The organism is Massilia sp. WG5, assembly GCF_001412595.2.
GTDB lineage: Bacteria > Pseudomonadota > Gammaproteobacteria > Burkholderiales > Burkholderiaceae_D > Telluria.
In genome coordinates, this window is record NZ_CP012640.2 from 461,513 (window position 1) to 486,974 (window position 25,462).

25 protein-coding genes are annotated in these 25,462 nt (G+C 66.9%); 9 read left to right on the top strand and 16 right to left on the bottom strand.

Annotated elements, in window-relative coordinates; translation table 11 throughout:
- Positions 1 to 63: 63 nt before the first annotated feature.
- From AM586_RS02085 to AM586_RS02100, 4 genes are all read right to left on the bottom strand, one after another.
- Positions 64 to 831 carry a helix-turn-helix domain-containing protein gene (locus AM586_RS02085; protein WP_197416448.1) on the bottom strand — a complete coding sequence of 256 codons (768 nt, stop codon included), beginning with the start codon at positions 829 to 831 and terminating at the stop codon, positions 64 to 66.
- 126 nt (positions 832 to 957) lie between these two features.
- On the bottom strand, positions 958 to 1,602 hold the full coding sequence (locus AM586_RS02090) for a response regulator transcription factor (protein WP_229411170.1): 645 nt from the start codon (positions 1,600 to 1,602) through the stop codon (positions 958 to 960).
- Positions 1,589 to 3,073, bottom strand: a complete 1,485-nt coding sequence (locus AM586_RS02095) for a response regulator (protein ID WP_047825146.1) — start codon at positions 3,071 to 3,073, stop codon at positions 1,589 to 1,591. The genes AM586_RS02090 and AM586_RS02095 overlap by 14 nt, the downstream gene beginning before the upstream one ends.
- 15 nt (positions 3,074 to 3,088) lie before the next feature.
- Entirely contained in the window at positions 3,089 to 4,573 is a 1,485-nt protein-coding gene (locus AM586_RS02100; RefSeq protein WP_047825147.1) for a PAS domain S-box protein, read from the bottom strand.
- A 272-nt stretch (positions 4,574 to 4,845) separates the two neighbouring features.
- Between AM586_RS02100 and AM586_RS02105 the strand changes: the two genes are divergently transcribed.
- The gene (locus tag AM586_RS02105; protein WP_047825148.1) at positions 4,846 to 5,571 is read left to right on the top strand and encodes a lipid-binding SYLF domain-containing protein; all 726 of its coding nucleotides are present in this window, start codon (positions 4,846 to 4,848) and stop codon (positions 5,569 to 5,571) included.
- A 2-nt stretch (positions 5,572 to 5,573) separates the two neighbouring features.
- Here the strand turns inward: AM586_RS02105 and AM586_RS02110 are convergent, their stop codons facing one another.
- Positions 5,574 to 6,908, bottom strand: a complete 1,335-nt coding sequence (locus AM586_RS02110) for a nicotinate phosphoribosyltransferase (protein WP_047825149.1) — start codon at positions 6,906 to 6,908, stop codon at positions 5,574 to 5,576.
- 238 nt (positions 6,909 to 7,146) lie between these two features.
- On the opposite strand from AM586_RS02110, the gene AM586_RS02115 reads away from it, so the two are divergent.
- Both AM586_RS02115 and AM586_RS02120 read left to right on the top strand, forming a co-directional pair.
- Positions 7,147 to 7,425, top strand: coding sequence for a hypothetical protein (locus tag AM586_RS02115; RefSeq protein WP_047825150.1), 279 nt, complete (start codon positions 7,147 to 7,149; stop codon positions 7,423 to 7,425).
- A gap of 183 nt (positions 7,426 to 7,608) precedes the next feature.
- A complete protein-coding gene (locus AM586_RS02120) occupies positions 7,609 to 7,977 on the top strand; it encodes a hypothetical protein (protein WP_156328211.1) in 369 nt (122 codons plus the stop codon).
- 10 nt (positions 7,978 to 7,987) lie between these two features.
- Here the strand turns inward: AM586_RS02120 and AM586_RS02125 are convergent, their stop codons facing one another.
- The 4 genes from AM586_RS02125 to AM586_RS02140 all read right to left on the bottom strand — a co-directional run bounded on the left by AM586_RS02125 (position 7,988) and on the right by AM586_RS02140 (position 10,956).
- Positions 7,988 to 8,332 carry a four-helix bundle copper-binding protein gene (locus AM586_RS02125; protein ID WP_047825392.1) on the bottom strand — a complete coding sequence of 115 codons (345 nt, stop codon included), beginning with the start codon at positions 8,330 to 8,332 and terminating at the stop codon, positions 7,988 to 7,990.
- A gap of 77 nt (positions 8,333 to 8,409) precedes the next feature.
- Positions 8,410 to 9,720, bottom strand: a complete 1,311-nt coding sequence (locus tag AM586_RS02130; protein ID WP_047825152.1) for an amidohydrolase family protein — start codon at positions 9,718 to 9,720, stop codon at positions 8,410 to 8,412.
- Positions 9,717 to 10,346, bottom strand: coding sequence for a nicotinamide riboside transporter PnuC (pnuC, locus tag AM586_RS02135; protein ID WP_047825153.1), 630 nt, complete (start codon positions 10,344 to 10,346; stop codon positions 9,717 to 9,719). Before pnuC ends, AM586_RS02130 begins: the two co-directional genes overlap by 4 nt.
- Positions 10,347 to 10,455: 109 nt before the next feature.
- Entirely contained in the window at positions 10,456 to 10,956 is a 501-nt protein-coding gene (locus AM586_RS02140; protein ID WP_047825154.1) for a pyridoxamine 5'-phosphate oxidase family protein, read from the bottom strand.
- A gap of 211 nt (positions 10,957 to 11,167) precedes the next feature.
- Here AM586_RS02140 and AM586_RS02145 point away from each other — a divergent pair, with 211 nt between their 5' ends.
- The 6 genes from AM586_RS02145 to AM586_RS02170 all read left to right on the top strand — a co-directional run bounded on the left by AM586_RS02145 (position 11,168) and on the right by AM586_RS02170 (position 18,384).
- The gene (locus tag AM586_RS02145; protein ID WP_082439600.1) at positions 11,168 to 12,472 is read left to right on the top strand and encodes a glycosyltransferase; all 1,305 of its coding nucleotides are present in this window, start codon (positions 11,168 to 11,170) and stop codon (positions 12,470 to 12,472) included.
- Complete coding sequence (locus AM586_RS02150; RefSeq protein WP_052233956.1) at positions 12,472 to 13,650, top strand: glycosyltransferase family 4 protein; 1,179 nt, start codon at positions 12,472 to 12,474, stop codon at positions 13,648 to 13,650. Before AM586_RS02145 ends, AM586_RS02150 begins: the two co-directional genes overlap by 1 nt.
- A 105-nt stretch (positions 13,651 to 13,755) precedes the next feature.
- A complete protein-coding gene (gene nadB, locus AM586_RS02155; RefSeq protein ID WP_047825155.1) occupies positions 13,756 to 15,384 on the top strand; it encodes an L-aspartate oxidase in 1,629 nt (542 codons plus the stop codon).
- A gap of 42 nt (positions 15,385 to 15,426) precedes the next feature.
- Positions 15,427 to 16,326: a DMT family transporter gene (locus tag AM586_RS02160; RefSeq protein WP_047825156.1), complete on the top strand. Its 900-nt coding sequence runs from the start codon at positions 15,427 to 15,429 to the stop codon at positions 16,324 to 16,326.
- 133 nt (positions 16,327 to 16,459) lie between these two features.
- The gene (locus tag AM586_RS02165; RefSeq protein WP_047825157.1) at positions 16,460 to 17,374 is read left to right on the top strand and encodes an NAD-dependent protein deacetylase; all 915 of its coding nucleotides are present in this window, start codon (positions 16,460 to 16,462) and stop codon (positions 17,372 to 17,374) included.
- On the top strand, positions 17,371 to 18,384 hold the full coding sequence (locus tag AM586_RS02170) for an alpha/beta fold hydrolase (protein ID WP_047825158.1): 1,014 nt from the start codon (positions 17,371 to 17,373) through the stop codon (positions 18,382 to 18,384). Before AM586_RS02165 ends, AM586_RS02170 begins: the two co-directional genes overlap by 4 nt.
- 12 nt (positions 18,385 to 18,396) lie before the next feature.
- On the opposite strand, the gene AM586_RS02175 is transcribed toward AM586_RS02170, so the two are convergent.
- From AM586_RS02175 to AM586_RS02205, 7 genes are all read right to left on the bottom strand, one after another.
- Positions 18,397 to 19,026 (bottom strand): NUDIX hydrolase, encoded by a 630-nt coding sequence (locus AM586_RS02175; protein ID WP_047825159.1) that lies wholly within the window; start codon positions 19,024 to 19,026, stop codon positions 18,397 to 18,399.
- Positions 19,027 to 19,034: 8 nt separating this feature from the next.
- Positions 19,035 to 19,910, bottom strand: a complete 876-nt coding sequence (nadC, locus tag AM586_RS02180; RefSeq protein ID WP_047825160.1) for a carboxylating nicotinate-nucleotide diphosphorylase — start codon at positions 19,908 to 19,910, stop codon at positions 19,035 to 19,037.
- Positions 19,907 to 21,049 carry a quinolinate synthase NadA gene (gene nadA / locus AM586_RS02185; RefSeq protein WP_047825161.1) on the bottom strand — a complete coding sequence of 381 codons (1,143 nt, stop codon included), beginning with the start codon at positions 21,047 to 21,049 and terminating at the stop codon, positions 19,907 to 19,909. The genes nadC and nadA overlap by 4 nt, the downstream gene beginning before the upstream one ends.
- 104 nt (positions 21,050 to 21,153) lie before the next feature.
- Positions 21,154 to 22,755: an ABC-F family ATPase gene (locus AM586_RS02190; protein WP_082439601.1), complete on the bottom strand. Its 1,602-nt coding sequence runs from the start codon at positions 22,753 to 22,755 to the stop codon at positions 21,154 to 21,156.
- 132 nt (positions 22,756 to 22,887) lie between these two features.
- Complete coding sequence (locus tag AM586_RS02195) at positions 22,888 to 23,463, bottom strand: hypothetical protein (protein ID WP_156328212.1); 576 nt, start codon at positions 23,461 to 23,463, stop codon at positions 22,888 to 22,890.
- 64 nt (positions 23,464 to 23,527) lie between these two features.
- Complete coding sequence (ldcA, locus tag AM586_RS02200) at positions 23,528 to 24,454, bottom strand: muramoyltetrapeptide carboxypeptidase (RefSeq protein WP_373887939.1); 927 nt, start codon at positions 24,452 to 24,454, stop codon at positions 23,528 to 23,530.
- Positions 24,454 to 25,374, bottom strand: coding sequence for an alpha/beta fold hydrolase (locus AM586_RS02205; RefSeq protein ID WP_047825165.1), 921 nt, complete (start codon positions 25,372 to 25,374; stop codon positions 24,454 to 24,456). Before AM586_RS02205 ends, ldcA begins: the two co-directional genes overlap by 1 nt.
- Positions 25,375 to 25,462: the final 88 nt, after the last annotated feature.

Consider the following 25,462-nt stretch of genomic DNA (forward strand, 5'->3'; position numbering starts at 1 on the left):
TGGTGCCGATGCGATGGAGTGTGCGGCGGGCGCGGGATCGGCAGACCGCGCCTGCGCGGTATCTCATGCGCCAAGGCTTTCCGGGGCTGCGGCCAGCGCCTCCAGGCGGCGCATGTCGAGGATCTCGAGTTCGCGCCGGTCCAGCCGGATCAGGCCCTTGTCGCGAAAGCGCGCCAGCTGCCGGCTCACGGTTTCCAGCGTCAGGCCGAGGTAACGCGCAATATCGTCGCGCGACATCCGCATCTGGAACCGGCGCGACGAGAATCCGCGCATGGCATAGCGGGCGGACAGGTTCAGAATCAGGCTGGCCAGGCGCTCTTCCGCGCTCAGGATGCCGAGGAACCGGATTGCCGACTGGTCGCGCAGGATTTCCTGGCTCATCGTTCTATGAAAGTGATCCATTACTTTCGGTATCTCGGCCATCACCTGCCGCAGCCGCTCGTAGGGGATCTCGCAGACTTCGCTGTCCTCCAGGGCAAGGGCGGTGCTGGCGTGCTCGCCGTTACCGATGGCGTCCATGCCCAGGAGATCGCCCGCCATCTGGAAGCCGGTGATGTAGCGCTTGCCGCGGTGATCGCTGCGGCAAGTCATGAAATGGCCGAAGCGCACGGCGAACAGGTTGCCGAAAGCTTGTCCGGCACGGAACAGCGGCGCGCCGCGAGCCACGCGGCGCCGGCAGCCGATCGCACTTTCCAGCCGGGTCATCTCATTCTCGGTCAGTCCCAGCGGAAGGCAAAGCGTGCGGTAGGCACATTGTCCGCACTTTCCACCGAAGGACTGGCTATCGACCCGTTCACGTGCCGGCTTGATCTGCAGTATCTGTTCAGTCATCGATTGTTCCTCGCTTTTTATTGGCAATGATTTAAGGAGTATCGGACTGGATCGGGTAGGCGGGCAGCGTGTATTCCGTCAAAGCGGGGTCAGGGCTGCTTGACAGGCGACGTAGGGTATCCCCTACTAGATCAAGCCTTGCTCCAGCGCATAGCGGGTCAGCTCGGCATTGCTCGACATTCCCATCTTCTCGAGGATGCGGGAGCGATAGGTGGTCACCGTATTCGGGCTCAGGTGCAAGCGCTCACCGATCTGCACCAGCGGCTCCCCCTTCGCGATCAGCTTGAACACCTCGAGTTCGCGGTTCGACAAGGCATCGTGTCCGGAGGCGGCGCTGTCGCCACTGACCAGCGAGGCCAGCTTGTCCACCAGCGAGGGACTGACATATTTGCGCCCGGCCACCGCGCGCCGCACCGCTTCGATCAGCACGGCCGTCGGCGCGTCCTTGGTAAGGTAGCCCGCCGCGCCCTGTTTCAGCGCCCGAACGGCGTAAATTTCCTCTGAATAGGTGCTCAGCACGAGCACCGACATCGCGGGGTGCAGGCTGCGCAAATGGCGCAGCAGATCCAGTCCGTTCATCCCGGGCATCGTGATGTCGACCAGCGCCACATCGAATGCCTGGTGCCGCAGCAGCTCGAGCGCCTGGCTGGCATCCGCCGCTTCGCCGGCGACGTCGATATCGCCGGCCGTGTCCAGCATCAGCCGGACACCGTTGCGCGCGATCGCGTGATCGTCCACCAGGAGTACGCGGACCCGTTCAGACCTCATCATGCATCTCCAGCAGCATCTGGAGCATCACGACGGTGCCGCCGCCAGCGCGCGGCAGGACGCTCAGTTCCCCGCCAAGGCTGCGCGATCGCTCCTGCATGCCGCGGATGCCCCAGGACGTGTCCGAAGACAGCGCGGCCGCCCCCGCGATGCCGCAGCCATCATCTTCGATCAGGAGCGTCAGCTGTCCATCCTCGCACCAGGCCTGTAGCCTGACCTTGTTCGCCGCCGCATGGCGCTGGATATTCGTCATCGCTTCCTGCGCGATCCGGAACAGCATGGTGCTGCGATCCGCATCGATGGCCAGCGAGGCTGCGGAGGACATGATCTCGCAATGGCATTCGAGCCCGGAACGCTGGGCAACCTGGCTTGCGTACCAGTCGAGCGCAGCCCAGATACCCAACTGGTCCAGCACGCTCGGCCGGAGGTCGGTGATCACGCGGCGTACCGTGTCGATGGCTTCCTGCGCCAGCGCGGCCGTATCCCCCAGCAAGGGATCGGCCGGCCGGCCCGCCTGCATGCAGCGGGCGTCGATCACCGACAGGTAAGCCTTGATGCCAGTCAGCAGCCCACCCAATTCGTCGTGAATTTCCCGCGCAATACGCTGTCGCTCGCCTTCCCTGATCCTTTCCTGGTGCGCGGCCAGGCTCCGGAGTTCGTCGCGCGTTTCGATGAGCTTCTGTTCCGCCAACTTGTTCGCCGTGATATCGATCAGCGTGCCTTGCATGAACAGCGCCTGTCCGGTGTCGTCATGCACCACGTCGGCCTGGTCGCGAAACCACAGCACCTCGCCGGAGCGGTCGCGCAGACGGTACTCCAGGCGCAGCGGAAGGCCATCCCTGCGGCAGCGCAGCACCTCGGCGAGGACCTCGTTTCTGTCTTCCGGCAACATGCTGGCCGCGTAGAGCCCGGGATTGTTCAGCCATTCCTCGGGAACGGCGCCCAGTATTCCGATCTGGGGACTGATGTAGTGGAAGCGGTCGGGACGCCCGGTAGCCACGACATAGCTGATCGCCTGCGTTTGCTCGACCAGCGTCCGGAACCTGGCTTCCGCCTGGCGCTTCTCCTTCATCAGCCGGCGCTCGCGCTGGATGCGCTCGAGGGCCGACGGCAGCAGTTCCAGATAGCGTCCAATCGCATCCTTGACCAGGTAGTCGCTGGCGCCATGCCGCATTGCTTCGGTGGCGACGGCGGCGCTGTCGGCGCCCGTCAGCATCAGTACCGGGATCGAGCGAACCGCATCGTCGGGATCGGCCTTCAGGCGGTCGAGGAACTCGATCCCGCTCAGGTCGGGCAGCCGATAGTCGAGCAGGATGCAATCCGGGCACAGGCGGCTGGCAAGCGACAGTCCACGCTCGCCATCGTCCGCCTCCACCAGACGGAAGCGGCCGCCGGGCGTTGCGCTCAGCCGCCGCCGGCACGCCATGCGATCGACCACATCGTCCTCGACCAGCAGCACAAGTATGGTATTCATGTCAGGGCAGCTCGCTCATGGTCCAATCTTCACTGCACACGCGCCGGGCGGCGAGCGCTTCTCCTCTTGCACCTGGCGGTGCGACTTCGGCATCGTGAAATAAAAGGTGCTGCCCTCCCCTGGAACCGATTCGAGCCACACCCGTCCTCCCAGGCTCTCGACGAGCCGCCTCACCAGGGCCAGGCCGACCCCCGAACTCTCGATACGGTCGCGTGGGGCCAGGGTCTGGAACAGCTGGAAAATGCGTTCGAAATGGCGCTGTTCGATGCCCGGCCCGTTATCCGAGACCGCGAAGCGCCAGTGATCGCCCTCGTCGCTGCAGTCGACGGCCACCCGCCCCTCGGGCTTGTCCAGGTATTTGATGGCGTTCGAGATCAGATTGTGGAAGACCTGGCGGACACGCGTCGGCTCCGTCCAGATCACCGGCAGCCCGGGTGCGACGGCCAGCTTGATGGTCGCCGGCGGTGACAGGAGGTCCACGATATCCACCAGGGTCGCGTTCAGGTCGACCATCCGCAGCGCGCCGCCCTCGCGGCCCACGCGCGAATACTCGAGGATGCCGTCGATCAGACTTCCCATCCGATGCACGCGGCTGATGAGCAGGCGCATGTGTTCCCGGCCTTCGTCGTCGAAACAATCAGCATAATCCGTCGCCAGCCAGTCCGCCAGCGCGCCGATCGCGCGCAGCGGCGCTTTCAGATCGTGTGACACGGCATAGGCAAAATTGCTGAGCTCTTCGTTGGCGCCGCGCAGCTCCCGCAGCAACAGCCCGGCCTGCTCCTCGCTCTGCTTGCGCGCAGTGATATCACGCACCAGTCCGGTGAACATGCGTGCGCCGCCGATTTGCATCTCGGTTACCGCTATCTCCATCGGAAACAGGGTGCCATCCTTGCGCAGACCATGCACCTCGCGCCCGATGCCGATGATGCGCCGTTCGCCGGTCCGCAGGTAATGGCGCAGGTAGCCACCGTGGCGCTCACGGTCCGGCGAGGGCATCAGGACCGAGACATTGCGTCCGGCAAGCTCCCGCTCCGTAAAGCCGAACATGCGCTCGGCGGCCGGGTTGACGCGCTCGACCAGGCCATGCTCGTCGATCGTGATGATGCCGTCCGCGGCGGTCTCGAACACCGCGCGCATGCGTGCCTCGCTGTCGCGCAGCGCCTGTTCGGCGCCGCCGATGGCGCGCGCGTCATGGATGGTGGCCAGCGTCAGCGGGCTGCCTTCGGCGTCGAGCCTCGTCAGGCTGAGCCCGACGCTGAACGCCGCGCCCGCCCGGTCGAGCGCCATGACGGGGCCGCTGCCCGCATGGGCGCGGCGCGGCCCCTCAGGCAGCAGCACGTCGAAGCGTTTCCCGATCAATTCCTCGAGAGGCCACGCGAACAGCGAAGACAGCGGCGGATTGGCGCGCATGATGACGCCGCCGGCGTCGTATACCAGCATCGGGTCGCGGGCCGCCGACAGAAGCCAGTCGAGGCTGGCAGCGATATTGTTGGAATCCATGTTCACGCTGTAAATACATGAATTCGGCCATCATAGAGATTATTTTGCTCAATATCAAAGCTAATGCGCCAGTTTTCGCAACTTCTAGCAGAGATTTAGCTCTTCTTGATCTGCATCAAGTAAAGCCCCTCCGGCGGCAGGACAGCGCCTTGGCTTGTGCCCTATGCATGACAGAGATATTGAATAGGCTTCTTGATCGGAGTCATACCAGAGAGGCCATTTCAAGGACTAGCATTGAGCTGTTCCAATTCTCAAGAGTGAAGGAGTATGTCATGGATGCCCTCAGCGAAAACGCCCTGCAACTTGCGATCGCCTTGTTGCTGGCAGGTCCCGGGATCCTTCATGCCCAGGAGAGCCGTCGCCCGGTCGCCGACACGACGGCGGCACCCGACCGCCAGGCGGCCGCGGCCGAGCGGCATGTGCTGCAGGCCACGAACATCGTGCACACGCTCGACGCGGATACCCGCATGCGCTCCCTGCTGGATACGGCGAAAGGCATTTTCATTGTCCCGGCCAACAAGCGCGCGGCGGTCGGCATCGGCGCGGAAGGCGGCGCGGGCTTATTGCTGGTCAAGCACGAGGATGGGAGCTGGTCGCAACCGGTCTTCTACAACACCGGCGGCCTGAGCCTTGGGCTGCAGGCGGGCGCCGAGGGCGGCGCGCTGGTTTTCTTGCTGAACAACCAGAAGGCGGTCGATGCCTTCCTCAAGAAGACCAGCGTGTCGCTGGGCGCAAAGGCTGGCTTGACCGTCATTAACTGGAACAGGATGGTCCAGGGCACTGCGGGCAGGGGCGATGTCATCGCATGGTCGGACAACAAGGGTTTGTTCGGCGACGCAGCCAGCGTCGAACTGAGCGGTGTGCGGATCAATCAGGGCGTGAACAAGGCCTACTATCGCAGCACCCTGTCCGCCAGCGACATCATCGGCGGCAAGGCCAGCAATCCGCAGGCGGAATCGCTGGTGCAGGCACTGTCCGCGAAGCGGCCCGGATCCTGAGCTCAGGCGAACTGGAAATCGACCAAGGCGACCAGCTGCGTGATGCCCGGCGAAAGCACGGCCGGCGGCGGTGCGGCCGCTTCCAGTGAGGTCAGCCGTGGAGGCAGGCTGGCGAGTTCGCTGCGCAAGGTCTGGCGCATGTGGCCCAGGGTCCAGTGCGGCGAATGGCGTTTCCCTTCCTGCATCACCGGCTGCAACAAGGGTCTTCCACGAACGTATTCGGTCTCCAGCCCGATCGTGTCCTGGACCAGTATGCCGTCGTCGTCAAAGCGGCGGAAGACCTGCTTGCGTCCGGGGTAGGTCTGCTTGCCGGCCGAACGCTTGCGCCGGGCGCGGCCTTCGTATTCGGCCAGCTTGTATGCGCAGTCGAGGAAGGGCGCGTCGGCCGAGGTCGCCATTCGCGTCCCGATGCCGAAGCTGTCGATCGGCGCGCCTGTCTCCATCAAGGCAGCGACACGATACTCGTCGAGATCGCCGCTCACTGCGATCCGCACGTCCGTGCAGCCGGCCGCGTCCAGCAGCCGGCGCGCGAGGCCGGCCTGTTCGGCAAGGTCGCCACTGTCGATGCGCACCGCCCGGACCTGGGCGCCCCCGGTGGCGCGCAGGCGCCGGATGAGGGTGACAACGCGCTCCAGCGCGCGCGGCACGTCATAGGTATCGACCAGCAGGGTGCAGCCGTCCCGGCAACCGTGGGCAAAGGCGGCGAATGCCTGGTCTTCGCTGGCATGCGCCTGGACGTAGGAGTGCGCCATCGTCCCGGACAAGGGGATGCCGTAGCGCTGGCCGGCGAGTACGGTTGCCGTAGCGTCGAACCCGGCAATGAAGCTGCAGCGCGCCGCCAGCAGGGCTGCCTCGGCGCCATGCGCGCGGCGCATGCCGAAGTCCACCAGTTCGCGGCCCCGGGCCGCCAACACGCAGCGCACGGCCTTGGAGGCGATCAGGATCGAAAGCTGCAGCAGATTGATGACCCGGCTCTCGATCAGCTGGGCCTCGGCGATGGGCGCGCTCACACGCAGTACCGGCTCGCCGGGGAAGAACACGGTTCCCTCGGGCATGGCGTCGACCTTCCCGGTGAAACGCATGGCGCCGAGATAGCGGAGGAATTTTTCCGTGAACCACCCGCTCGCGCGCAGCCAGCCGATCTCCTCCTGGCCGAAGGACAGGCGCTCGAGATAGTCGAGCACTTGCTCCAGCCCGGCGGCGACGAGAAAATTGCGACCCGGCGGCAAGCTTCGGACGATGAAATCGAAGACGGCCATTTCTTCCATGCCCTCCGCATGGTAGGCCTGCGCCATGTGCAGCTCGTACAGGTCGGTCAGCAGCGGCGAATCATCCATGCGAGCGCTCCCCTGAACCGTTCCGCAAACCCTTCGGCCGCGGATCCGAACTCAGGCTACGCGCAAGTATCGAAATTTTGTTTGAGGTGAGTCAAATCGCCGCAGAATGCAGCGGCCTGACATCACAAGGAGATGCGTCGTCATTCCGCCCAGAGCACAGGCGTCGCGCGTACCGTGTTGGCGCTTGCCCTTGACGTACGGGACAATGATGCATGCGAACGACAACCAAGGAGCGTGCATGAACATCCTAGTAAAGAACACCACTGCGGACAAGACCCGCATCACCCTGGTCGGCGAACTGCAGGATGGCACATTCAAGGCCAAGGTGATGCCCGAGACCGACGTTCCTTATACCCCCTACTGGGAACACCAGGTCGAACAGCGGATGATCTACATCCAGCCCGATCCCGAGCAGCTCCAGGCGATCGTCACCGCCCTCAACGAGCGCCGCCTGAGCCTCGACCAGCTGCAGAGCTTCGGCAGCGCCGCCGGCGGCGAGTCGGAGATCCCGGTCTAGCGCTCCTTCAGGACGGGGCGAGCGCGGGCGTTTCCGTGCCCTGCATGGCACGAGGATACTTGCGCGCCTCGCAGGAGGGCCAGCGCGGCCTGCGTCGCGCTCCTACAGCGCCATGCAGCGTGCGCCGACAGCCTGCTCTCGGGAAACCGGCGACAATCGCTCATCATGCAAAAGGGAGGCAACATGAGCACAGGACAGAGCAAAGGCGGCGATGCGGCCATCGGCCATCGCACCAGCGGAGAAGCGGGATCCACCCCAACGCACGAGACCATGGCCGAAACGGGCGGCAGCGGCGGCGACGCGCTGACCAAGCCGCGCGACGAGGAAGTCCGCGGCGCCGGCCGGTCGGACAAGGACCAGGGCGACGCCCTGCAGCATGCGGTGGATGTTGCGGCGGAGCCGGAAGGCGCCGGCAGCGCGGCCACCGCGACCACCCGCGGCGCGCAGGACACGCGCAGCCACCAGGCCGGTATCGGCGAGACCGGCCTCGGAACGCCCGAGACGGGCGGGAACCAATCGGAGGGCGACCTGGCGCCGCCCTACCAAAAGTAAACGTGGCCGCTCAGTGGTCGCCGGCCATGGCCAGGCAGGCTTCCGCGCAGCGGCGGCAGGCCTCGGCGCAGGCCTGGCAATGGTCTGCCTGGTGCCTGCCGCACTCGTCGGCGCAGGCCGTGCAGACTTCCGCGCACAGGCGGCACAACTGCACGGCGTAGTCGCTGCCGCGCGCCATATAGGCAGCCGCCAGCCGGCAGATGCCGGCGCAATCCATGTCGAGCGCTATGCAGCGCGCCATCATCTTGACGTCGTCTTCCTTCAGGCAGGCGCTCGAGCAGTTGTCGCAGGCCGCCGCGCAGGCATTGCAGGCGTCGATACAGGCCTGGTATTGGGCTTGCTGGAATACGGGCATCGCTTCCTCCATCGCTGTGTGTGAAATCCTAGCTTAGCACGCGACGGAGAATGGATTCGTACAAATGGATCCGGGTCTCAGCGCGCCGCCGCAGCGCCCTTCACCACCGCCCCGCCCTTCATCACGAATTTCACGCGGGTCAGCTCGGCCGTGTCCTTCAGCGGGTCGCCGGAGACCGCGATCAGGTCCGCATACTTGCCCGGCGAGACCGAACCGACGCGGTCCTTCCAGCCCAGCAGGTCGGCGGCATTGATGGTGGCGGCCTGGATCGCCTGCATCGGGCTCATGCCGTACTGGACCATGTAGCGGAACTGGCGCGCATTGTCGCCGTGCGGGTAGACGCCGGCGTCGGTGCCGAAGGCCATCTTGACGCCCGCCTGGAAGGCCTTGCGGAAGTTGTCGCGCTGGAGCTGGCCGAGCGCGCGCTCCTTGTCCAGCGACTCCTTCAGCATGCCGGCCTTGGCGCCTTCCTGCAGGATGTAGTCGTCGTTATAGATGTCCATCACGAAGTAGGTGCCGTGCTCGCGCGCCAGGCGGATGCCCTCGTCGTCGACCAGGCTGGCATGCTCGACCGAATCGACCCCGGCCAGGATCGCATCGCGGATGCTGCTCGCGCCGTGCGCGTGCGCGGCCACGCGGCGGCCCAGCTTGTGCGCCTCATCGACGATGGCCTTCATTTCTTCCAGCGTCAGCTGCTGGGCGCCCGGCTCGTCGCCCTTGGACAGCACCCCGCCCGAGGCGCAGATCTTGATCACGTCGGCGCCGTACTTGGCCATCTCGCGGACCTTGGTCCGTCCCGCCCACGGGCCGTCGGCGACGCCGTTCTCGACATAGTGAAAATCATGCGGCAGCAGGTTGTTGTCGCAGTGGCCGCCCTGGATGCCGATGGCGTAGCCGGCGGTGCGCATGCGCGGGCCAGGCAGCTCGCCGTCGTTGATGGCGTCACGCAGCGCCACGTCGCCGAAACCGCTGGCGCCGACGTTGCGCACGGTGGTGAAGCCGGCATTCAACGTCACCTGGGCCGAGTGCGCGCCATACATCGCGGCGCGGATATCGGACACCCCGAGCGAGGCGTAGCCGTGCTGGTGCGGATCGCCGGTCAGGTGGGTATGCGCGTCGATCAGGCCCGGCAGCACGGTGGCCTGCGACAGGTCGACCACTTCGGCGCCGGCCGGCACGGCGATGCTGCCGCTCGGGCCCACCGCGGTGATGCGCTCGCCGCTGATCAGGATGGTCTGGTTGTCGAGCACCTTGCCGGCGACCACGTCGACCAGCTTGCCGGCGCGGACGGCGACGACGTGGCCGGCCGGGTTGGCGGCGGTTTCGGCATGGACGGCGGCGGCAAGGCCGAGGGCGGCCAGCATGGCCGCGACTGCTTTCAGTTTCATGGACGGATGCTTTCGAGGGATGAGGGCGCGGCCAGCTTGTGCCAGTTGCGCCAGGAAATGAGTGCGTTGATCCAGAAGCCGGCGTACAGCACGGCGGTCAGGTGCAGGCCGCGGCTGAAATACAGCGGCGTGGCGATCGTATTGACGAGCAGCCAGAAGCTCCAGTTCTCGACGCGGCGCTGCATCATCAGGACCTGGCCGATGATGCTGAATACGAGCACGGCGGAATCGGGAAAAGGCGCGTAGGCGTTGGTGAAATGGTGCAGCAACGCGCCGTAGGCCGCGGTTGCGGTCGCGCCGAGGGGCAGGATCCAGAGCATGCTGTGCATGCCGGCATGGGTGACCGGGAGCGGCTCGCCTTCGCGGCCATGCAGCCACTTCCACCAGCCGACCAGGCTGGTGACGACGAAGAAAACCTGCAGGGCGACGTCGGCGTACAGCCGGTTCTGCGCGAACAGCAGGCCGAACAGCGCGGTGCCGACCACGCCCGTCCACCAGGTATGGACATTGTTGCGGCCGGCCAGGACAATCGCCGCGGCCGTGAAGACATTCGCCGCCAGCTCGAGCGGCGGCGTGCCGGTCAGCGCTGCACGGACCTCCGCCGCCAATTCCAGCGGACCGCTCATCGCCTCCGCCCCTGCCCGTGCTGCCGCATCGCCACTCCTTCGTCGAGAAGAGTGTACTGTACGTCAGCCGGCAGGATTATTGCAAGAGAGGAAGGTTTTTCAGGCGCTCTCAGTCGAGGCGGATCGTCTGGTGCTCGGCGTCGAGATCCGGCTTGTCGCCCGTGATCGCGGCCTTGGCCATCGCAAAGATGCGGACCATCTTGCTGTCGTTCGAATCCCAGTACTCGGCCGAGTGCGGGTCGACACGGATCAACACCACGTGCTCGTCCTCGGGACCGGCCGGGAACCAGGCCTGCACGCCGGTGTTCCACATGGCGCGGATGCGCTCGCGGTCGACCACGCGTTCGGCGATCCCGCTGACCGACACATACAGGCTGTCGTCCTGGTCGGCAAAGCCGAGGTTCACCTGCGGGCGGTGGGCGATGCAATCCCACAGCGAGCTCAGGGTCGAGATATAGAACCAGATGCCGCCCTGGTCGTCGACCTGCTGCTGGGTCATCGGCTGGCTCAGCAGGTGGCCGTGCTGGTCCTGCCAGGTAAACATCGGGAAGCGTACATGCTTGATCTTGTCGGCCAGTTTTGCGACTTCGGCGGCGTGGTGGGTGCTCATGGGGTTCCTCATGGATGGCTTGATGTCGGCCCATGCTAGTGCGCCGCGAGCGCCAAGTCGGTGCGGCGCCGAACATCGGAACAAGGCTTTTTTGAGACGAGTCAACCATGCCGGAAAGCGCGAAAAACCGGCCGTGGGCGGCAATATAATCACGTCTCGGCGCCGGATTCCGCCAGTCGCCGCGCCGCCAACGAGGATGGAGCCGCCGCGAATGAATCCCAGCCACCGCCATGCGCAGTCGTTTCCGGATGGTGCCGGCACAGGCGCGTCGCATCCGGCCGCCGCCGAGTTCGCCATCCCCGGCGCCGCGGCGAGCGGCGCGGCCGGTGCTGCCGCAGCCGTGCGGCCGCCCCTGGTGGCGCACCTGGTGGACTCGCTCGACAGCGCCGACGCCGAAAACGGCTTGCTGAACCTGATCCGCCACCTGCCCCCCGAACGCTATCGTCACACCATCCTGTGCCTGCGCGACCAGGGCGAGTACGAAGCCGGCCTGCGCGAACAGGGCGTCGAGATCCTCAAGCTGCACCAGCGCAGCGAAGGCGCGCTGCACGGTCTGGCCAACGCGCTGCGCCTGTACCGCGTCCTGCGCCGCCTGCAGCCCGACCTGATCCACACCCGCAACCGTTCCGGCCTGCCGGCCCAGCTGGTGGCGGCGCTGGCCGGGGTGCGCCTGCGCGTGCATGCCGAGCACGGGCGCGACCTGTCGACGCCGGCGCGCGCCAGCCGGCGCGGCAGGCTCTTGCGGCGCCTGCTGCGCCCGCTCGTCGACCATTACATCGCCGTCAGCGGCGAGCTCGAGGAATGGCTGGTCGAGGCGATCGGCGCCGAGCCGGCGCGCGTCTCGCAAATCCCGAACGCCGTCGACAGCGTGCAGTTCCACCCGCGCCTCGGTCCCGCGGCCGCGGTCGGGCCGCCCGGCTTCATGCATGACGGCGTGTTCGTGATCGGCAGCGTCGGCCGCATGGAAGACAGCGCCGGCCACCTGACCCTGGTCGACGCCTTCCTGCGGCTGATCGCGTCGCCGCATCAAGCCCACCAGCGCCTGCGCTTGATGATCGTCGGCGACGGTCCCGCACGGTCCGAATGCCAGGCGATGCTGAACCGGGCCGGGGCCGGCGCGCGCGCATGGCTGCCCGGGGCGCGCGCCGACACCGCCCAGCTGCTGCGGGCAATGGACCTGTTCGTCTCGCCTTCGCTCCGGGAAGACCGGGCCAATCCGATCCTGGAAGCGATGGCCAGCGGCCTGCCGGTAGTGGCGACCGCGGTCGGCTGCAATGCCGAACTGGTGCACGCGGGCTTCACCGGCATCCTGGTGCCGCCGCTGTCCGCCGAACTGCTGGCGGCGGCGGTCTCGGACTATTGCCGCATCCCCGAGATGGCGGCGCGCCACGGCGCGCGGGCCAGGAGCCAGGTCATCGCGCGGCACAGCATGCCGGCGATGGCGCGCGACTATCTTGCGGTCTACGATGCGCTTACCGGCGCCGACACTGCGGACGCGGCGCGGCGGGAACCGTAATGCGCGTGCTGCACCTGCTCGACCATTCCGCGCCGCGGCGCAGCGACTATAGCCGGCGGACGCAGGCCCTGCTGGAAGGCTTGCGCAGCCAGGGCGTGCAGGCCATCCAGCTGACCGGACCGGCGCACGCAGCCACGCATGCGCCCGGCGACACGCATGGCGAAGGCCGGCATGTCTACCGCACCGCCGTCCGCAGGCTTCCCCTGGTCGGCATGCCCCCGCCCGATTCCCGGCTGGGCGCGGCGCTCGCCACGACCACGCTGGCGCTGCGCCTGCGCCAGGTCGCCAGGCTGACGCGGCCGGACCTGATCCACGTCCACCTGCCGAGTGCGAATGCGGTGGCGGCATGGCCGGTGGCCCGGCTGGCGAAGATTCCGCTGGTGGTCGAGGCCGAACGGCGCGGCCAGGCAGCGCCGGGATATCCCTTTCCGCGCCTCGAACGCTGGGCGCTGGGCGCGGCCCAGGCAATCGCGGCCGGGACTGCCCAGGTGCGCGCCGCCCTGCGCGCCGAAGGGCTCGTGGGCAAGACCATCGCCGTGATTCCGCCGGCGCCGGACCTGGCGCCCGGACGGCGGACCGGCGCCGGACCGGCCAACCTGACAGGAGCGCCGCTGCTGGCCTATGCGGGAGGACTGGAACCGGACGATGGTCTCGAACTGCTGCTGGCGGCACTGGCCCAGCTGCGCCGGCGGCATCCGGCGCTGCGCCTGGTGGTTGCCGGCGGCGGGATCCAGGAGGCGCGGTTCGAAGCGAAGCTGGCCCAGCCGCATCTGCGCGGCCATGTCGTGTTCGCGGGCCCGCTGTCCTACCGGCGCGCGGCGGACGTGCTGCCGCGCGCCGATATCGTCGTCTTTCCCGGGCTCGGCCGCACGCCGGGGCTGCAGCCCTCGCGCCATCTGCTCAACGCACTGGCCCAGGGCTGCGCGATCGTCGCCTCGGACCTGGCCTGCCAGCGCGAACTGCTGGTGCACGGCCACAGCGGCATGCTGTTCGAGGCCGGCAATCGCGCGGCGCTGGTGAAGACGATCCTGGGACTGCTTGCCGAGCCCTGGCGCATCGCGGCCCTGGGCGCGGCCGCCCGCGAGTTCGTGAGCACGCGCCGCAGCTGGGAGCTGACGGCGGCGCGCTACCGGCGGGTGTACGAGATGGCGCTGACTAATCGTGATGCGTCACGATAAAGTGGCACAACAAGCTCAAATCAAATCGTCTATAGTGATGCCTTTCTACAAAACTCAAAGGGGCCTGAGAAACCGTCGCGAGCGGATCATCAAGCCCCCACCACTATGAAATACGATGTCGTTATCGTGGGCAGCGGCCTGGCCGGCCTCTCCGTCGCCCTCCACCTGGCGCAGACCCGCAAGGTCGCGATCATCTCCAAACGTGAACTCCTCGACGGCGCCAGCAACTGGGCGCAGGGCGGCATCGCCGCGGTGCTCGATTCCGGCGACAGCCATGACCAGCACATCGCCGACACCCTGGTGGCCGGCGCCGGCCTGTGCGACGAGGCCGCCACCCGCTTCATCGTCGAGCACGGCCGCGAAGCCATCGAGTGGCTGATCGAGCAAGGCGTTCCCTTCACCCGCGACGAGAGCGCGGAACTCGGCTTCCACCTGACCCGCGAAGGCGGCCACAGCCAGCGCCGCATCATCCACGCCGCCGACGCCACCGGCCACGCGGTCCAGGTCACGCTGGAACAGAAGGTGCGCGCGCATCCGAACATCGCGCTGTTCGAGCATCACTGCGCGATCGACGTCATCACCTCCGACAAGCTGAGCGCCAACGGCGTCCACAGCGGCGCTCCGACCCTGGTCGGGCAGCCGCGCTGCTACGGCCTATACGTGCAGGACGAACAGAGCGGCACCGTGCTGACCTTCGAAGCCGAGCATACCGTGCTGGCCACCGGCGGCGCCGGCAAGGTCTACCTGTACACGACCAATCCGGACACCGCCACCGGCGACGGCATCGCGATGGCCTGGCGCGCCGGCTGCCGCGTGTCGAACATGGAATTCATCCAGTTCCACCCGACCTGCCTGTACCACCCCTATGCGAAATCCTTCCTGATCAGCGAAGCGGTGCGCGGCGAAGGCGGCCTGCTGAAGCTGCCGCCGGAAGCCGGGAGCGCTGCCGGCACCCGCTTCATGCCGGCCCACGACGAGCGCGGCGAACTCGCCCCGCGCGACGTGGTGGCGCGCGCGATCGACTTCGAGATGAAGAAGCGCGGCCTGGATTACGTCCACCTGGACATCTCCCACCAGAGCCCCGAATTCATCCAGGAACACTTCCCGACCATCTACGCGCGCTGCCTGGAGCTGGGCATCGACATCACGAAGCAGCCGATCCCGGTGGTGCCGGCCGTGCACTTCACCTGCGGCGGCGTGGTGACCGACCTGGCCGGCCGCACCGACATCCCGGGCCTGTACGCGGTCGGCGAGACGGCCTACACCGGCCTGCACGGCGCGAACCGCCTGGCCAGCAACTCGCTGCTGGAATGCCTGGTGGTGGGCCGCGCCTGCGCCCACCAGATCGCGGCGGCGCCGCCCGCCGACTTGCCCGCGCTGCCGGCTTGGGACGAGAGCCGCGTCACGAATGCCGACGAAGAAGTCGTCATCGCCCACAACTGGGACGAACTGCGCCGCTTCATGTGGAACTACGTCGGCATCGTGCGCACCACCAAGCGCCTCGAGCGGGCGCATCACCGGATCCGCCTGCTGAAGGAAGAGATCGACGAGTATTACCGCAACTTCCGCGTCACCAACGACCTGCTGGAACTGCGCAACCTGGTCGAGGTCGCGGACCTGATCGTGCGCAGCGCGCTGTCGCGGCGCGAGAGCCGGGGGCTGCATTATTCGCGCGATTATCCGGATACCTTGCCGAAAGCCCTGCCCAGCGTCTTGACGCCGAGGCGCCGTTAAGGTCGCCCCCGCCTTCGCGGGGACGTCGCGCATGGTTTTCAAATGAACCAAAAACTTTCCCCCTCCACCATCCTGCTGCTCACCGTCCCGCCCTTCCTGTGGGCGGGCAACGCCATCGTCGGTCGCCTGGTGCGCGAGGCGGTGCCGCCGATGACGCTGAACCTGCTGCGCTGGGCGATCGCCCTGCTGATCCTGTTGCCCCTGGGCCGGGCGGCGTTCAGGAACGGCAGCGGCATGCTGAGCCACTGGCGCCGCTATGCGCTGCTGGGCCTGGCCGGGATCGGCATGTACAACTCGCTGCAATACCTTGCCCTGCAGAGCTCGACGCCAATCAACGTGACCCTGGTCGCGTCCGGGATGCCGGTCTGGATGATGCTGGTCGGCCGGCTGTTCTTCGGCGCGGCGCTGCGGCCCTGGCAGGTGGCCGGTGCGCTGCTGTCCATCCTCGGCGTGCTGGTGGTGCTGTGCCGCGGCGATGCCGGCCAGCTGCTGGCCCTGCGCCTGGTGGCCGGCGACCTGTACATGATCCTGGCGACCATCGCCTGGTCCTTCTACAGCTGGATGCTGCTGCAGCCGGGGGATGCGCCCCGGCTGCGCGCCGACTGGGCGGCTTTCCTCGCGACCCAGGTCGCCTATGGACTGCTGTGGTCGGCGCTGTTCACGGGCGTCGAGTGGTCCGTCGGCGCGCCGCCGATCGCCTGGAGCGGCAAGCTGGCCGCAGCCCTGCTGTTCGTCGCCGCCGGGCCGGCCGTGCTGGCCTATGCGCTGTGGGGCGCCGGCATCCGCCGCGCCGGGCCGGGCATCGGCGCCTTCTTCGTCAACCTGACGCCCTTGTTCGCCGCGCTGCTGTCCTCGGCGTTCCTGGGGGAGTTGCCGCACGCCTACCACGCGCTGGCTTTTGCCCTGATCGTGGGCGGGATCGTGGTGTCCAGCCGTCGCTGAGCCCTCCCAAGCGGCGCACGAACGGCGCGTCGCGGCGATGCTGCGCTGCAGCGTCCCGGCCGGTATCGTGTGTCCGTCCCGTCAGTAAGGGTGTTACGATCCCATGGGAAGAACACCACGAGGAATCGCCACGATGGCTGAAGGTTTTACCGCTCACGACGCCGCGCACGATCATGCTCAAAAGCTGGCGGAGTTCCTGGATCGCCACCCGCGCGCGCTGGTCCTGACCGGCGCCGGGCTCTCCACGGCCTCAGGGATTCCCGATTACCGCGACCGCGACGGCACGCGCCGCGGCCGTCCGCCCATCCACGGGCCGGACTTCCGCAAGTACGAGCACGTGCGAAAGCGCTACTGGGCGCGCAGCATGATCGGCTGGCCGGTCCTGTCGCGGGCGCGCCCGAACGCCGGGCATTTTGCGATCGCAGCATTGGAGAAGATCGGCCACGTCGGCTCGGTGCTGACCCAGAATGTCGACGGCCTGCACGGCCAGGCCGGCAGCCACAGCGTGCTCGAGCTGCACGGCAATATCCATTCGGTCATCTGCCTGGAATGCTCGGCGCTGTTCCCGCGCGCCTTCGTGCAGGCACAGCTGGCCGACGCCAATCCGCACATGCTGCATGCGGACGCGACCCCGCTGCCGGACGGCGACGCCTCGGTCGAGCCGGCCGAACTCGCCGCTTTTCGCCTGCCCTGGTGCACCTGCTGCGGCGGCACGCTGATGCCGAACGTCGTCTTTTTCGGCGACAACGTCCCGCCCGCGCGCACCGCCATCGCCCTCGACCAGATGGAGCGCGCCGACGCGCTGCTGGTGGTCGGCTCCTCGCTGATGGTCTATTCGGGCTTTCGCTTCTGCCGCCTGGCCCAGGCCAGCAGCAAGCCGATCGCCGCCATCAATCTCGGCCGCACACGCGCCGATGACTTGCTCGACATAAAAATCGAAGAATCCAGCGAGCGCGTACTACCGCTCGTGGTCGAGCTGCTCGAACGGGCACGGGCTGGATCTGAAAGAGTCGCGCCATCCATTCAACTCGACGGGGGAACATTGTGACGAATAACATCAAAGGCTGGCAGATCGGCGCCGCCGCGGCCGGACTCGGACTTGCCGCATCCTTTTTCTACGTGCGTGCGAAAACGAAACAGGCCGAGGCCGAGAATCCGCCGCAGGGGCGCTTCATCGAGGTCGACGGCGTGCGCCTGCACTACATCGAGCGCGGCGAAGGTCCGGTGCTGGTGCTCCTGCACGGCAATGGCGTACTGGCCGAGGACTTCGAGCACAGCGGCCTGCTGGACAAGGCGGCCGAACATTATCGCGTGATCGCCTTCGACCGGCCGGGCTTCGGCTACAGCGAGCGTCCGCGCAAGACGGTCTGGACGCCGCAGGCCCAAGCCCGCCTGCTGCACCATGCGCTGCAGCAGCTGCATGTGGATTCGGCCATCGTGCTGGGCCACTCCTGGGGCACGCTGGTTGCGCTGTCGATGGCGCTGGAAGCGCCGGACTTCGTGCGCGGCCTGGTGCTGCTGTCCGGCTATTACTATCCGAGCCTGCGCGCCGACGTGCTGAGCTCCGGGCCGGCCATTCCGGTGATCGGCGACCTGATGCGCTATACGGTATCGCCGCTGGTCGGACGGATGTTGTGGCGGCCGATTTCGAAGCGGGCTTTCGCGCCACAGGATGTCGATATCCGCTTCCGCGCGCTGCCGGTGTGGATGATGCTCCGCCCGTCGCAACTGCGCGCCAGCGCCGCCGAAACCGCCATGATGATCCCGTCCGCGATGTCGCTGGCCAAGCGCTATCCGGAATTGAAGGTCCCGGTCGTCGTCATGGCCGGCACCCGCGACCTGATTGCCGACTTCAGCCACAATTCCGAACGCCTGAGCGAGCGCATTCCGGACAGCGAGCTGCAGCTGCAACCCGGCGTCGGCCACATGACGCATTACGTGCATCCGGACCAGGTGATCACCGCCATCGATTCGATCGCGTCGAAGGTCGGCGAGCACCTGCACCTGCGCAGCCCGCAGGCCGAGGCGATGGCAGCAGCGAGCAATAGCGGGGTCTAGCGACCGACCGGGTCAGCCGGCCTGGCGGCGCAGCAGCCAGTCGTCGAGGGCGCGGATGATCGCGGCGTCGTTCGGATGCGTGGCGAGCTCCGCGAGCCGCGCGGCCGGCACCAGGTGCACCGCCTGGGTTTCCCAGCCCATCGCCGACGGACAGCCGGCGATCCGCTTCGCGACGTAGTAGCGGGTGTAGGTCTGGGTGCGGCGCACGTCGACCAGGTGCGCCTCCAGGCGCACGACCAGGCCGGACTCTTCGAACACTTCGCGCACGGCCGTCTGCTGCAGCGGGCTGCCGGGGTCGACCCGGCCTTTCGGGAAAGTGGCCGTATAGCCGCCGAAGCCGTTGGTCGGCGAAACCAGCCAGACGCGGCCGTCATCCTCGACCACGACCGCGCCGGCGGCCGCTTTCAATCCCCGTGGCAGGGCGAATTCCGGCTCGGGGATCAGCTCGCCGACTGCCGGCAGGACCAGTGCGCACGGTGACGGCGCGAGCCCGTTCAGCGTGGCCGGCATGGCCCCGCCGGGCACCACGCTGGCGACCACCGCCGGATCGCTCCAGCTGCCCGCGTGGGTCGGGCGGCTCGGACGGTGGATCGTGACGATCTCGCCGGCGTCGTCCGGACAGGGATGCGGATGCGCCGCCATCGTACCCGTCAGCCGACGATCCGCAGCGAGTAGTCGGTCGCCTTCACATCCTTGGTCAGGCTGCCGACCGAGATGCGGTCCACGCCGGTCTCGGCGATCGCGCGGACGGTCTGCATGTTGATGCCGCCGGATGCTTCGAGCAGCGCGCGGCCGTCGTTGATCCGCACGGCTTCGCGCATCATCTCGAGGTCGAAGTTATCGAGCAGGATCGACACGGCGCCGGCCGCCAGCGCTTCTTCCAGCTCGGCGATCGATTCCACCTCGACCTGGATCGTCACGCCGGCGTTCAGCGCCGTCGCCGCGTTCAGGGCAGCCGTGATGCCGCCCGCCGCGGCGATGTGGTTTTCCTTGATCAGGATGCCGTCGTACAAGGCCATGCGCTGGTTGGCGCCGCCGCCCACGCGCACCGCGTACTTCTGGGCCTGGCGCAGGCCCGGCAGGGTCTTGCGGGTGTCCAGGATCTTCGCGCGCGTGCCGGCGATCACGTCCACGTAGGTGCGCGTGGCGCTGGCGACCCCGGACAGCAGCTGCAGGAAGTTCAGCGCCGCGCGCTCGGCCGTCAGCAGGGAGCGCGGCGACCCTTCGATCGTGCAGACCACGCTGTCGGCGCTCATCAGGTCGCCCTCGGCATATTGCCAGTCGATCTCGATGTCCTGGTCGACGGCCAGCATGATGCCCTCGAACCAGGGCGCGCCGCACAGCACGGCCGGTTCACGGACGATCACGCGCGCCTTCGCGCGCGGCTCTTCCGGCACCAGCTTGCCGGTCAGGTCGCCGGTGCCGACGTCTTCCAGCAGCGCGGCCAGCAGGTTCTGCTCGAAGGCTGCCTGCAGCTTGTCGTCGAATGCGCCTTCTGCGGCGAATGGATTACGAAGATTGCTCATGCCGGACCGATTCCCGAAAACAGTTTACTTTCCTGCTCCAGCGAACCGGTCGGCAGGGCCTTGGCCTTCTTGGCGGCGGCGAAATCGAGCATGCGGTCGATGGCGCGCTTGGCCTGGCTGCCGGTGTCCGGATCGACGTGGATCTCGTTGCGGCCGTCCGTCGCTTCCAGCACGGCGGCCAGGTTGACCAGTCCGTTCATCGCCATCCATGGGCAGTGGGCGCAGCTCTTGCAGGTTGCGCTGTTGCCGGCGGTCGGCGCGTCGATGAAATGCTTGCCCGGCGCGGCGGCGCGCATCTTGTGCAGGATGCCGTTGTCGGTGGCGACGATGAAGGTGCTCGCATCCATGCTGCGGGCCGCGTCGATCAGCTGGGTGGTGGAGCCGACCGCATCGGCCTGTTCGACCACGCTGGCCGGCGACTCGGGGTGCACCAGGACTTTCGCGTCCGGATACTGGGCGCGCAGCAGGTCGAGCTCGACGCCCTTGAATTCGTCGTGGACCAGGCAGGAACCCTGCCACAGCAGCATGTCGGCGCCGGTCTTCTTCTGGATGTAGGCGCCGAGGTGGCGGTCGGGCGCCCACAGGATCTTCTTGCCCTGCTTGTGCAGGTGGTCGACGATGTCCAGGCCGATCGACGAGGTCACCATCCAGTCGGCGCGCGCCTTCACGGCGGCGCTGGTGTTGGCGTAGACGACCACGGTGCGGTCGGGATGCTGGTCGCAGAAGGCCGCGAACTCGTCGGCCGGGCAACCCAGGTCCAGCGAGCAGGTCGCGTCCAGGTCCGGCATCAGGATCGTCTTTTCCGGGCTCAGGATCTTCGCGGTCTCGCCCATGAAGCGCACGCCGGCGACGACCAGGGTCCTGGCCGGGTGGTCGCGGCCGAAGCGCGCCATCTCGAGGGAGTCGGAGACGCAGCCGCCGGTCTCCTCGGCCAGGTCCTGCAGGTCGCCGTCCACGTAGTAGTGGGCCACCAGCACGGCCTCTTTTTCCTTCAGCAGGCGCCGGATGCGCTCTTTCAGGGCTTCCTTGTCGGCCGCCTCGACGGGCGACGGCACGCGCGCCCAGGCTTCCGAGGTCGAACAGACGCCGCCGACGGGGCGGTCGTATTCAAACGTTTTGATGGGAGTTATGGCATTCATTATTGATTCACCATGTTGCGTGGGCACGTGGCACCCACCCTGGCGCGATCCGCAGGGTGGGCACCACGTGCCCACGTGATTTTCCGGACGCGTCACGAAATATATTATTCGAGACCCTGGCTCTTCAGGTAGTCTTCGTAATTGCCCTGGAAGTCGATGACACGGTCTTCCTTGACTTCGAGGATGCGGGTCGCCAGCGAGGAGACGAATTCGCGGTCGTGCGACACGAAGATCAGGGTGCCTGCATATTTGTCGAGCGCGATGTTGAGCGACTCGATCGATTCCATGTCCATGTGGTTGGTCGGCTCGTCGAGCATCAGCACGTTGTGACGGCCCAGCATCAGCTTGCCGTACATCATGCGACCCTTCTCACCGCCGGACAGCACACGCACCGATTTCTTGACTTCGTCGCCGCCGAACAGCAGGCGACCCAGGATCGAGCGCACGGCCTGGTCGTCGTCACCTTCCTTGGTCCAGTTCCCCATCCAGTCGGTCAGGTTCAGGTCGGTCGCGAATTCCTCGGTCGGATCCTGCGGCATATAGCCCGGATTGGCGTTCTCGGCCCACTTGATGCGGCCGGTGTCGCCATCCAGGCCGGTGACTTCGTGACCGCCGATGCAACGCAGCAGCGTGGTCTTGCCGGCGCCGTTGGCGCCGATGATGGCGACGCGCTCGCCGGCTTCGATCGCGATCGAGAAGTTCTTGAACAGCGTGCGGTCGTAGGACTTGCTCAGACCTTCGGTCTCGACGGCAAGACGGTGCAGCTTCTTCTCGCCTTCGAAGCGCACGAAGGGATAGGCGCGCGAAGACGGCTTGAATTCTTCGATCTTGATCTTGTCGATCATCTTCAGGCGCGAGGTCGCCTGGCGGGCCTTGGACTTGTTGGCCGAGAAGCGGCGCACGAAGTCCTGCAGCTCGGCCACTTTTTCCTTGGCCTTGGCATTGTTGGCCAGCTGCTGGTTGCGGGCCTGGGTCGACGCTTCCATGTAGTCGTCGTAGTTACCCGGATAGACCTTCAGCGTGCCGTAGTCCATGTCGGCGACGTGGGTACAGACCGAGTTCAGGAAGTGACGATCGTGCGAGATGATGATCATCGTCGAGTTACGCTGGTTCAGCATGTCCGCCAGCCAGCTGATCGTGTGGATGTCCAGGTTGTTGGTCGGTTCGTCCAGCAGCAGGATGTCCGGATCCGAGAACAGGGCCTGGGCCAGCAGCACGCGCAGCTTCCAGCCCGGCGCCACGGCGCTCATCGGGCCATGGTGCAGGTCGGTGGCGATGCCCAGGCCGAGCAGCAGCTCGCCGGCACGCGCTTCGGCCGAGTAGCCGTCGTATTCGGCGACCTTGCCTTCGAGCTCGGCGGCTTTCATGTAATCGTCATCGGTCGCATCCGGGTTCGCGTAGATCGCGTCGCGCTCGGCGATCGCGTTCCACAGCTCGGTGTGGCCCATCATGACCACGTCGAGCACGCGCACGTCTTCGTAGGCGAACTGGTCCTGGCGCAGCTTGCCGAGGCGCTCGCCCGGGTCGAGCGAGACGTTGCCGCCGGACGGCTCGAGGTCGCCGCCCAGGATCTTCATGAAAGTCGACTTGCCGCAACCGTTCGCGCCGATCAGGCCGTAACGGTTGCCGTCGCCGAATTTGACGGAAATGTTTTCGAAGAGCGGCTTGGCGCCGAACTGCATCGTAATGTTGGCTGTACTGAGCACTGGGCTTACCTTCCTGCGGGAGTTTTCGATTAACCGCGCATTTTACCATCGCCCAAGCGGCAAAGCGTAGTGCGCCGGCATCCGCCCGCCTCCGGCGTCTGCACGGCGCAAGAAACGCGGAAAAAGGACGGCTTAGCGAGGACTTTGATGCAGGGAGGAATGCTCGGCGCCGAGCAGTTTGTCGACGCAATGCATCCATTCCGCCGCCAGGCCGGCCGGCAGGCCGGCGCCGGTTTCGTGCCGCACCTGCCGACCGTCGATGAGCCACAGATTCCAGGCGATATCGGTAGCGCTGCGCGATGGGATCGGCTGGGGATAGGCCCATATCCGGTTGGCAAGCGCCACCAGCGGCGGGAGCGCCGACCTGGGCAGCGTGACCGTACTGCGCTTGCCCTTCGGCTGCTGCCGGCCGGGCACGGCGGGAGCCGGAACGAAGGCATGCACGAGCGTGCCGGTGTCGAGATCGAGCACCTGGAAATCGGTACCCTGGTTGAAGAAGCCCCACGTGCCGACCACGACGGCATGACGCGGCAGTGCGATGCCGGGCCTGGGCATCGGGCAGTCGCTGCAGACGCGCTCCTTGAGCGGCGCATACGCGGGAACCTCAGCGGGAACCTGCGCGGAAGCTGGCGCTTGAGGCGGTGCGGCCGCCTCGACTGGCGCGCAGGCGAGGAGACAGGCCGCGAAGGCGGCAAAGCGGATCGGCATGGGCAGTCCTTTTACTACCCAGTCTACGGCACGGCGTGAGATGAATTCTCACGCATTGTCACTTCTAGCCTAGTTGAACTGTTGGGTAGCCGGACATCGTCAGTCGCCAGCCGGCCTCGCTCGAGACCAGCTGTCCCTGGGCGCCGAAGGGAATCGTCACCCGGCGCGGGATGTGGCCGAACGCCAGTCCGGTCAGCACCGGGCACGGCAGGGTCGCGCGCAGGTAGGCCAGCATTTCGTCAAAGTTGTAGCCATTGTCGGCAGGCGACAGGCGATAGCCCGAAAAATCGCCCAGCACGATGGCCCGCTGGCGCGCCAGCACGCCCGATTGCATCAACTGCAGCAGCATGCGTTCGACGCGGTAGGGATGCTCCGCAATGTCTTCGAGGAACAGGATGCCGCCGTCGATGACCGGGAAGTACGGGGTGCCGGCCAGCGACATCATCATCGCCAGGTTGCCGCCCCAGACCGTGCCGCTCACGTCCAGCGCCGGATTGCCGGCGCCCTGCCCTGTCACGGCATGCGTCGGACCGGCCAGGCAGCGCCAGAAATCGTCGAGGGTGAAATCGACGGGCTCGGGTGCGCCGAAATCACCGGCGAACATCGGGCCGGCATAGCTGATGGCGCGGCGCCTGGCGTACAGGGCCATGTGGAAGGCGGTGATGTCCGAAAAGCCGACGAAGATCTTGCCGCTGTCCGCCATGCGGTCGAAGTCGATGTGCGGCAGCAGCCTGGTCATGCCGTACTGGCCGCGCAGCGCGACCACGACCTGGACCTCCGGGTCGGCGGCGGCGGCGTTCAGCTGGGCCAGGCGCGCCTCGTCGGTGCCGCCGAAGCGCAGGTGGCGCTGCTCGTGTTCGTAGTAGTTGCGGACCAGGATGCCCTGGGATTCGAGGCGGGCGATGCCGCGCGGTACGGCTTCGGCGTCGGGCGCATAGCCGCCCGGTGCGACCACGGCGATGCCGAGCCGCTGGACTGGTTGGGGAGTGATCACTGTTTGACGAAGAGCCGTGGTGTCGAGTCTGGCGTCATCTTACCGTGCGCATGCGCGTCGATCAAGGCAAGCAATCTCTCCAGCAACTGGGCCGGCAGATCGTGCCCCATCCCTTCGATCATCTCAAGGCGGGCATTGGGGATCGCCTCGGCCGTATCCACGCCGCAGGCCGGCGGCACCATCGGGTCGGCGGCGCCGTGGATCACCAGGGTCGGCACGGCGATGGTGTGCAGTTGCGGGCTGCGGTCGCCGCTGGCGGCCACGGCCAGGATCTGGCGCGCCACGCCGCCGGGACAGCAGTTGCGGCGCAGCGCGCGCGCAACCCGGCGGCGCAGCTGCTTTTCCGGGGTCGGATAGGTCGGGCTGGCGATCGCCTGCAGCAGGCGCACGCCGTGCTCGATCATCGCATCGATATCGGTACCGGGGCGGCGCATCATGGCGCGCTTGACGGCGGGCGTGGGCCCGGGCAGGCCGCGCCGTCCGCTGCTCGACATGATGGACGTCAGGCTCAGTACCCGCGACGGATATTTGGCCGCCATCAGCTGCGCGATCATGCCGCCCATCGAGACGCCCACCACGTGGGCGCGCGCAACCCCGAGCGCCGACAGCACGCCGACCGCATCGTCGGCCATGTCTTCGAGGGTATAGGGCGGGCGGATCGGCCAGCCTATCCGCGACTTCAGCCAGGCCAGGCCGAGGCTCGGCGTGCCGGCATGCTCGAACTTGGTGGACAGGCCAGTGTCACGATTATCGTAACGGATCACGTAAAAGCCGAGCTCGACCAGGCCTTCGACGAACTCGTCCGGCCATGCCGTCAATTGCAGGCCGAGGCCGGAAATCAGCAGCAAGGGGACGGCTTTCGGATCGCCCGCGGTGTCGAAGGCGATGCGGATGCCGTTGGCGTTCAGGCTAGGCATGGCGGCAACACCGTCGGCATCGGCCGTGAGCCGAACCTGAGCGGAAGCAGTGCTGGAAGGTATCCGATAGTTTCACGCGAGTCTCCGT

Coding starts and splice junctions, on each gene's coding strand:
- AM586_RS02105 (WP_047825148.1), top strand. CDS start 4,846: ATGGATGCCCTCAGCGAAAACGCCCTGCAACTTGCGATCGCCTTGTTG.
- AM586_RS02095 (WP_047825146.1), bottom strand. CDS start 3,073: ATGAATACCATACTTGTGCTGCTGGTCGAGGACGATGTGGTCGATCGC.
- AM586_RS02090 (WP_229411170.1), bottom strand. CDS start 1,602: ATGATGAGGTCTGAACGGGTCCGCGTACTCCTGGTGGACGATCACGCG.
- AM586_RS02130 (WP_047825152.1), bottom strand. CDS start 9,720: ATGAAACTGAAAGCAGTCGCGGCCATGCTGGCCGCCCTCGGCCTTGCC.
- AM586_RS02205 (WP_047825165.1), bottom strand. CDS start 25,374: ATGCCTAGCCTGAACGCCAACGGCATCCGCATCGCCTTCGACACCGCG.
- AM586_RS02120 (WP_156328211.1), top strand. CDS start 7,609: ATGAGCACAGGACAGAGCAAAGGCGGCGATGCGGCCATCGGCCATCGC.
- AM586_RS02085 (WP_197416448.1), bottom strand. CDS start 831: ATGACTGAACAGATACTGCAGATCAAGCCGGCACGTGAACGGGTCGAT.
- AM586_RS02100 (WP_047825147.1), bottom strand. CDS start 4,573: ATGGATTCCAACAATATCGCTGCCAGCCTCGACTGGCTTCTGTCGGCG.
- nadB (WP_047825155.1), top strand. CDS start 13,756: ATGAAATACGATGTCGTTATCGTGGGCAGCGGCCTGGCCGGCCTCTCC.
- AM586_RS02110 (WP_047825149.1), bottom strand. CDS start 6,908: ATGGATGATTCGCCGCTGCTGACCGACCTGTACGAGCTGCACATGGCG.
- AM586_RS02175 (WP_047825159.1), bottom strand. CDS start 19,026: ATGGCGGCGCATCCGCATCCCTGTCCGGACGACGCCGGCGAGATCGTC.
- AM586_RS02165 (WP_047825157.1), top strand. CDS start 16,460: ATGGCTGAAGGTTTTACCGCTCACGACGCCGCGCACGATCATGCTCAA.
- nadC (WP_047825160.1), bottom strand. CDS start 19,910: ATGAGCAATCTTCGTAATCCATTCGCCGCAGAAGGCGCATTCGACGAC.
- nadA (WP_047825161.1), bottom strand. CDS start 21,049: ATGAATGCCATAACTCCCATCAAAACGTTTGAATACGACCGCCCCGTC.
- AM586_RS02125 (WP_047825392.1), bottom strand. CDS start 8,332: ATGCCCGTATTCCAGCAAGCCCAATACCAGGCCTGTATCGACGCCTGC.
- AM586_RS02160 (WP_047825156.1), top strand. CDS start 15,427: ATGAACCAAAAACTTTCCCCCTCCACCATCCTGCTGCTCACCGTCCCG.
- AM586_RS02145 (WP_082439600.1), top strand. CDS start 11,168: ATGAATCCCAGCCACCGCCATGCGCAGTCGTTTCCGGATGGTGCCGGC.
- AM586_RS02115 (WP_047825150.1), top strand. CDS start 7,147: ATGAACATCCTAGTAAAGAACACCACTGCGGACAAGACCCGCATCACC.
- AM586_RS02150 (WP_052233956.1), top strand. CDS start 12,472: ATGCGCGTGCTGCACCTGCTCGACCATTCCGCGCCGCGGCGCAGCGAC.
- AM586_RS02140 (WP_047825154.1), bottom strand. CDS start 10,956: ATGAGCACCCACCACGCCGCCGAAGTCGCAAAACTGGCCGACAAGATC.
- pnuC (WP_047825153.1), bottom strand. CDS start 10,346: ATGAGCGGTCCGCTGGAATTGGCGGCGGAGGTCCGTGCAGCGCTGACC.
- AM586_RS02195 (WP_156328212.1), bottom strand. CDS start 23,463: ATGCCGATCCGCTTTGCCGCCTTCGCGGCCTGTCTCCTCGCCTGCGCG.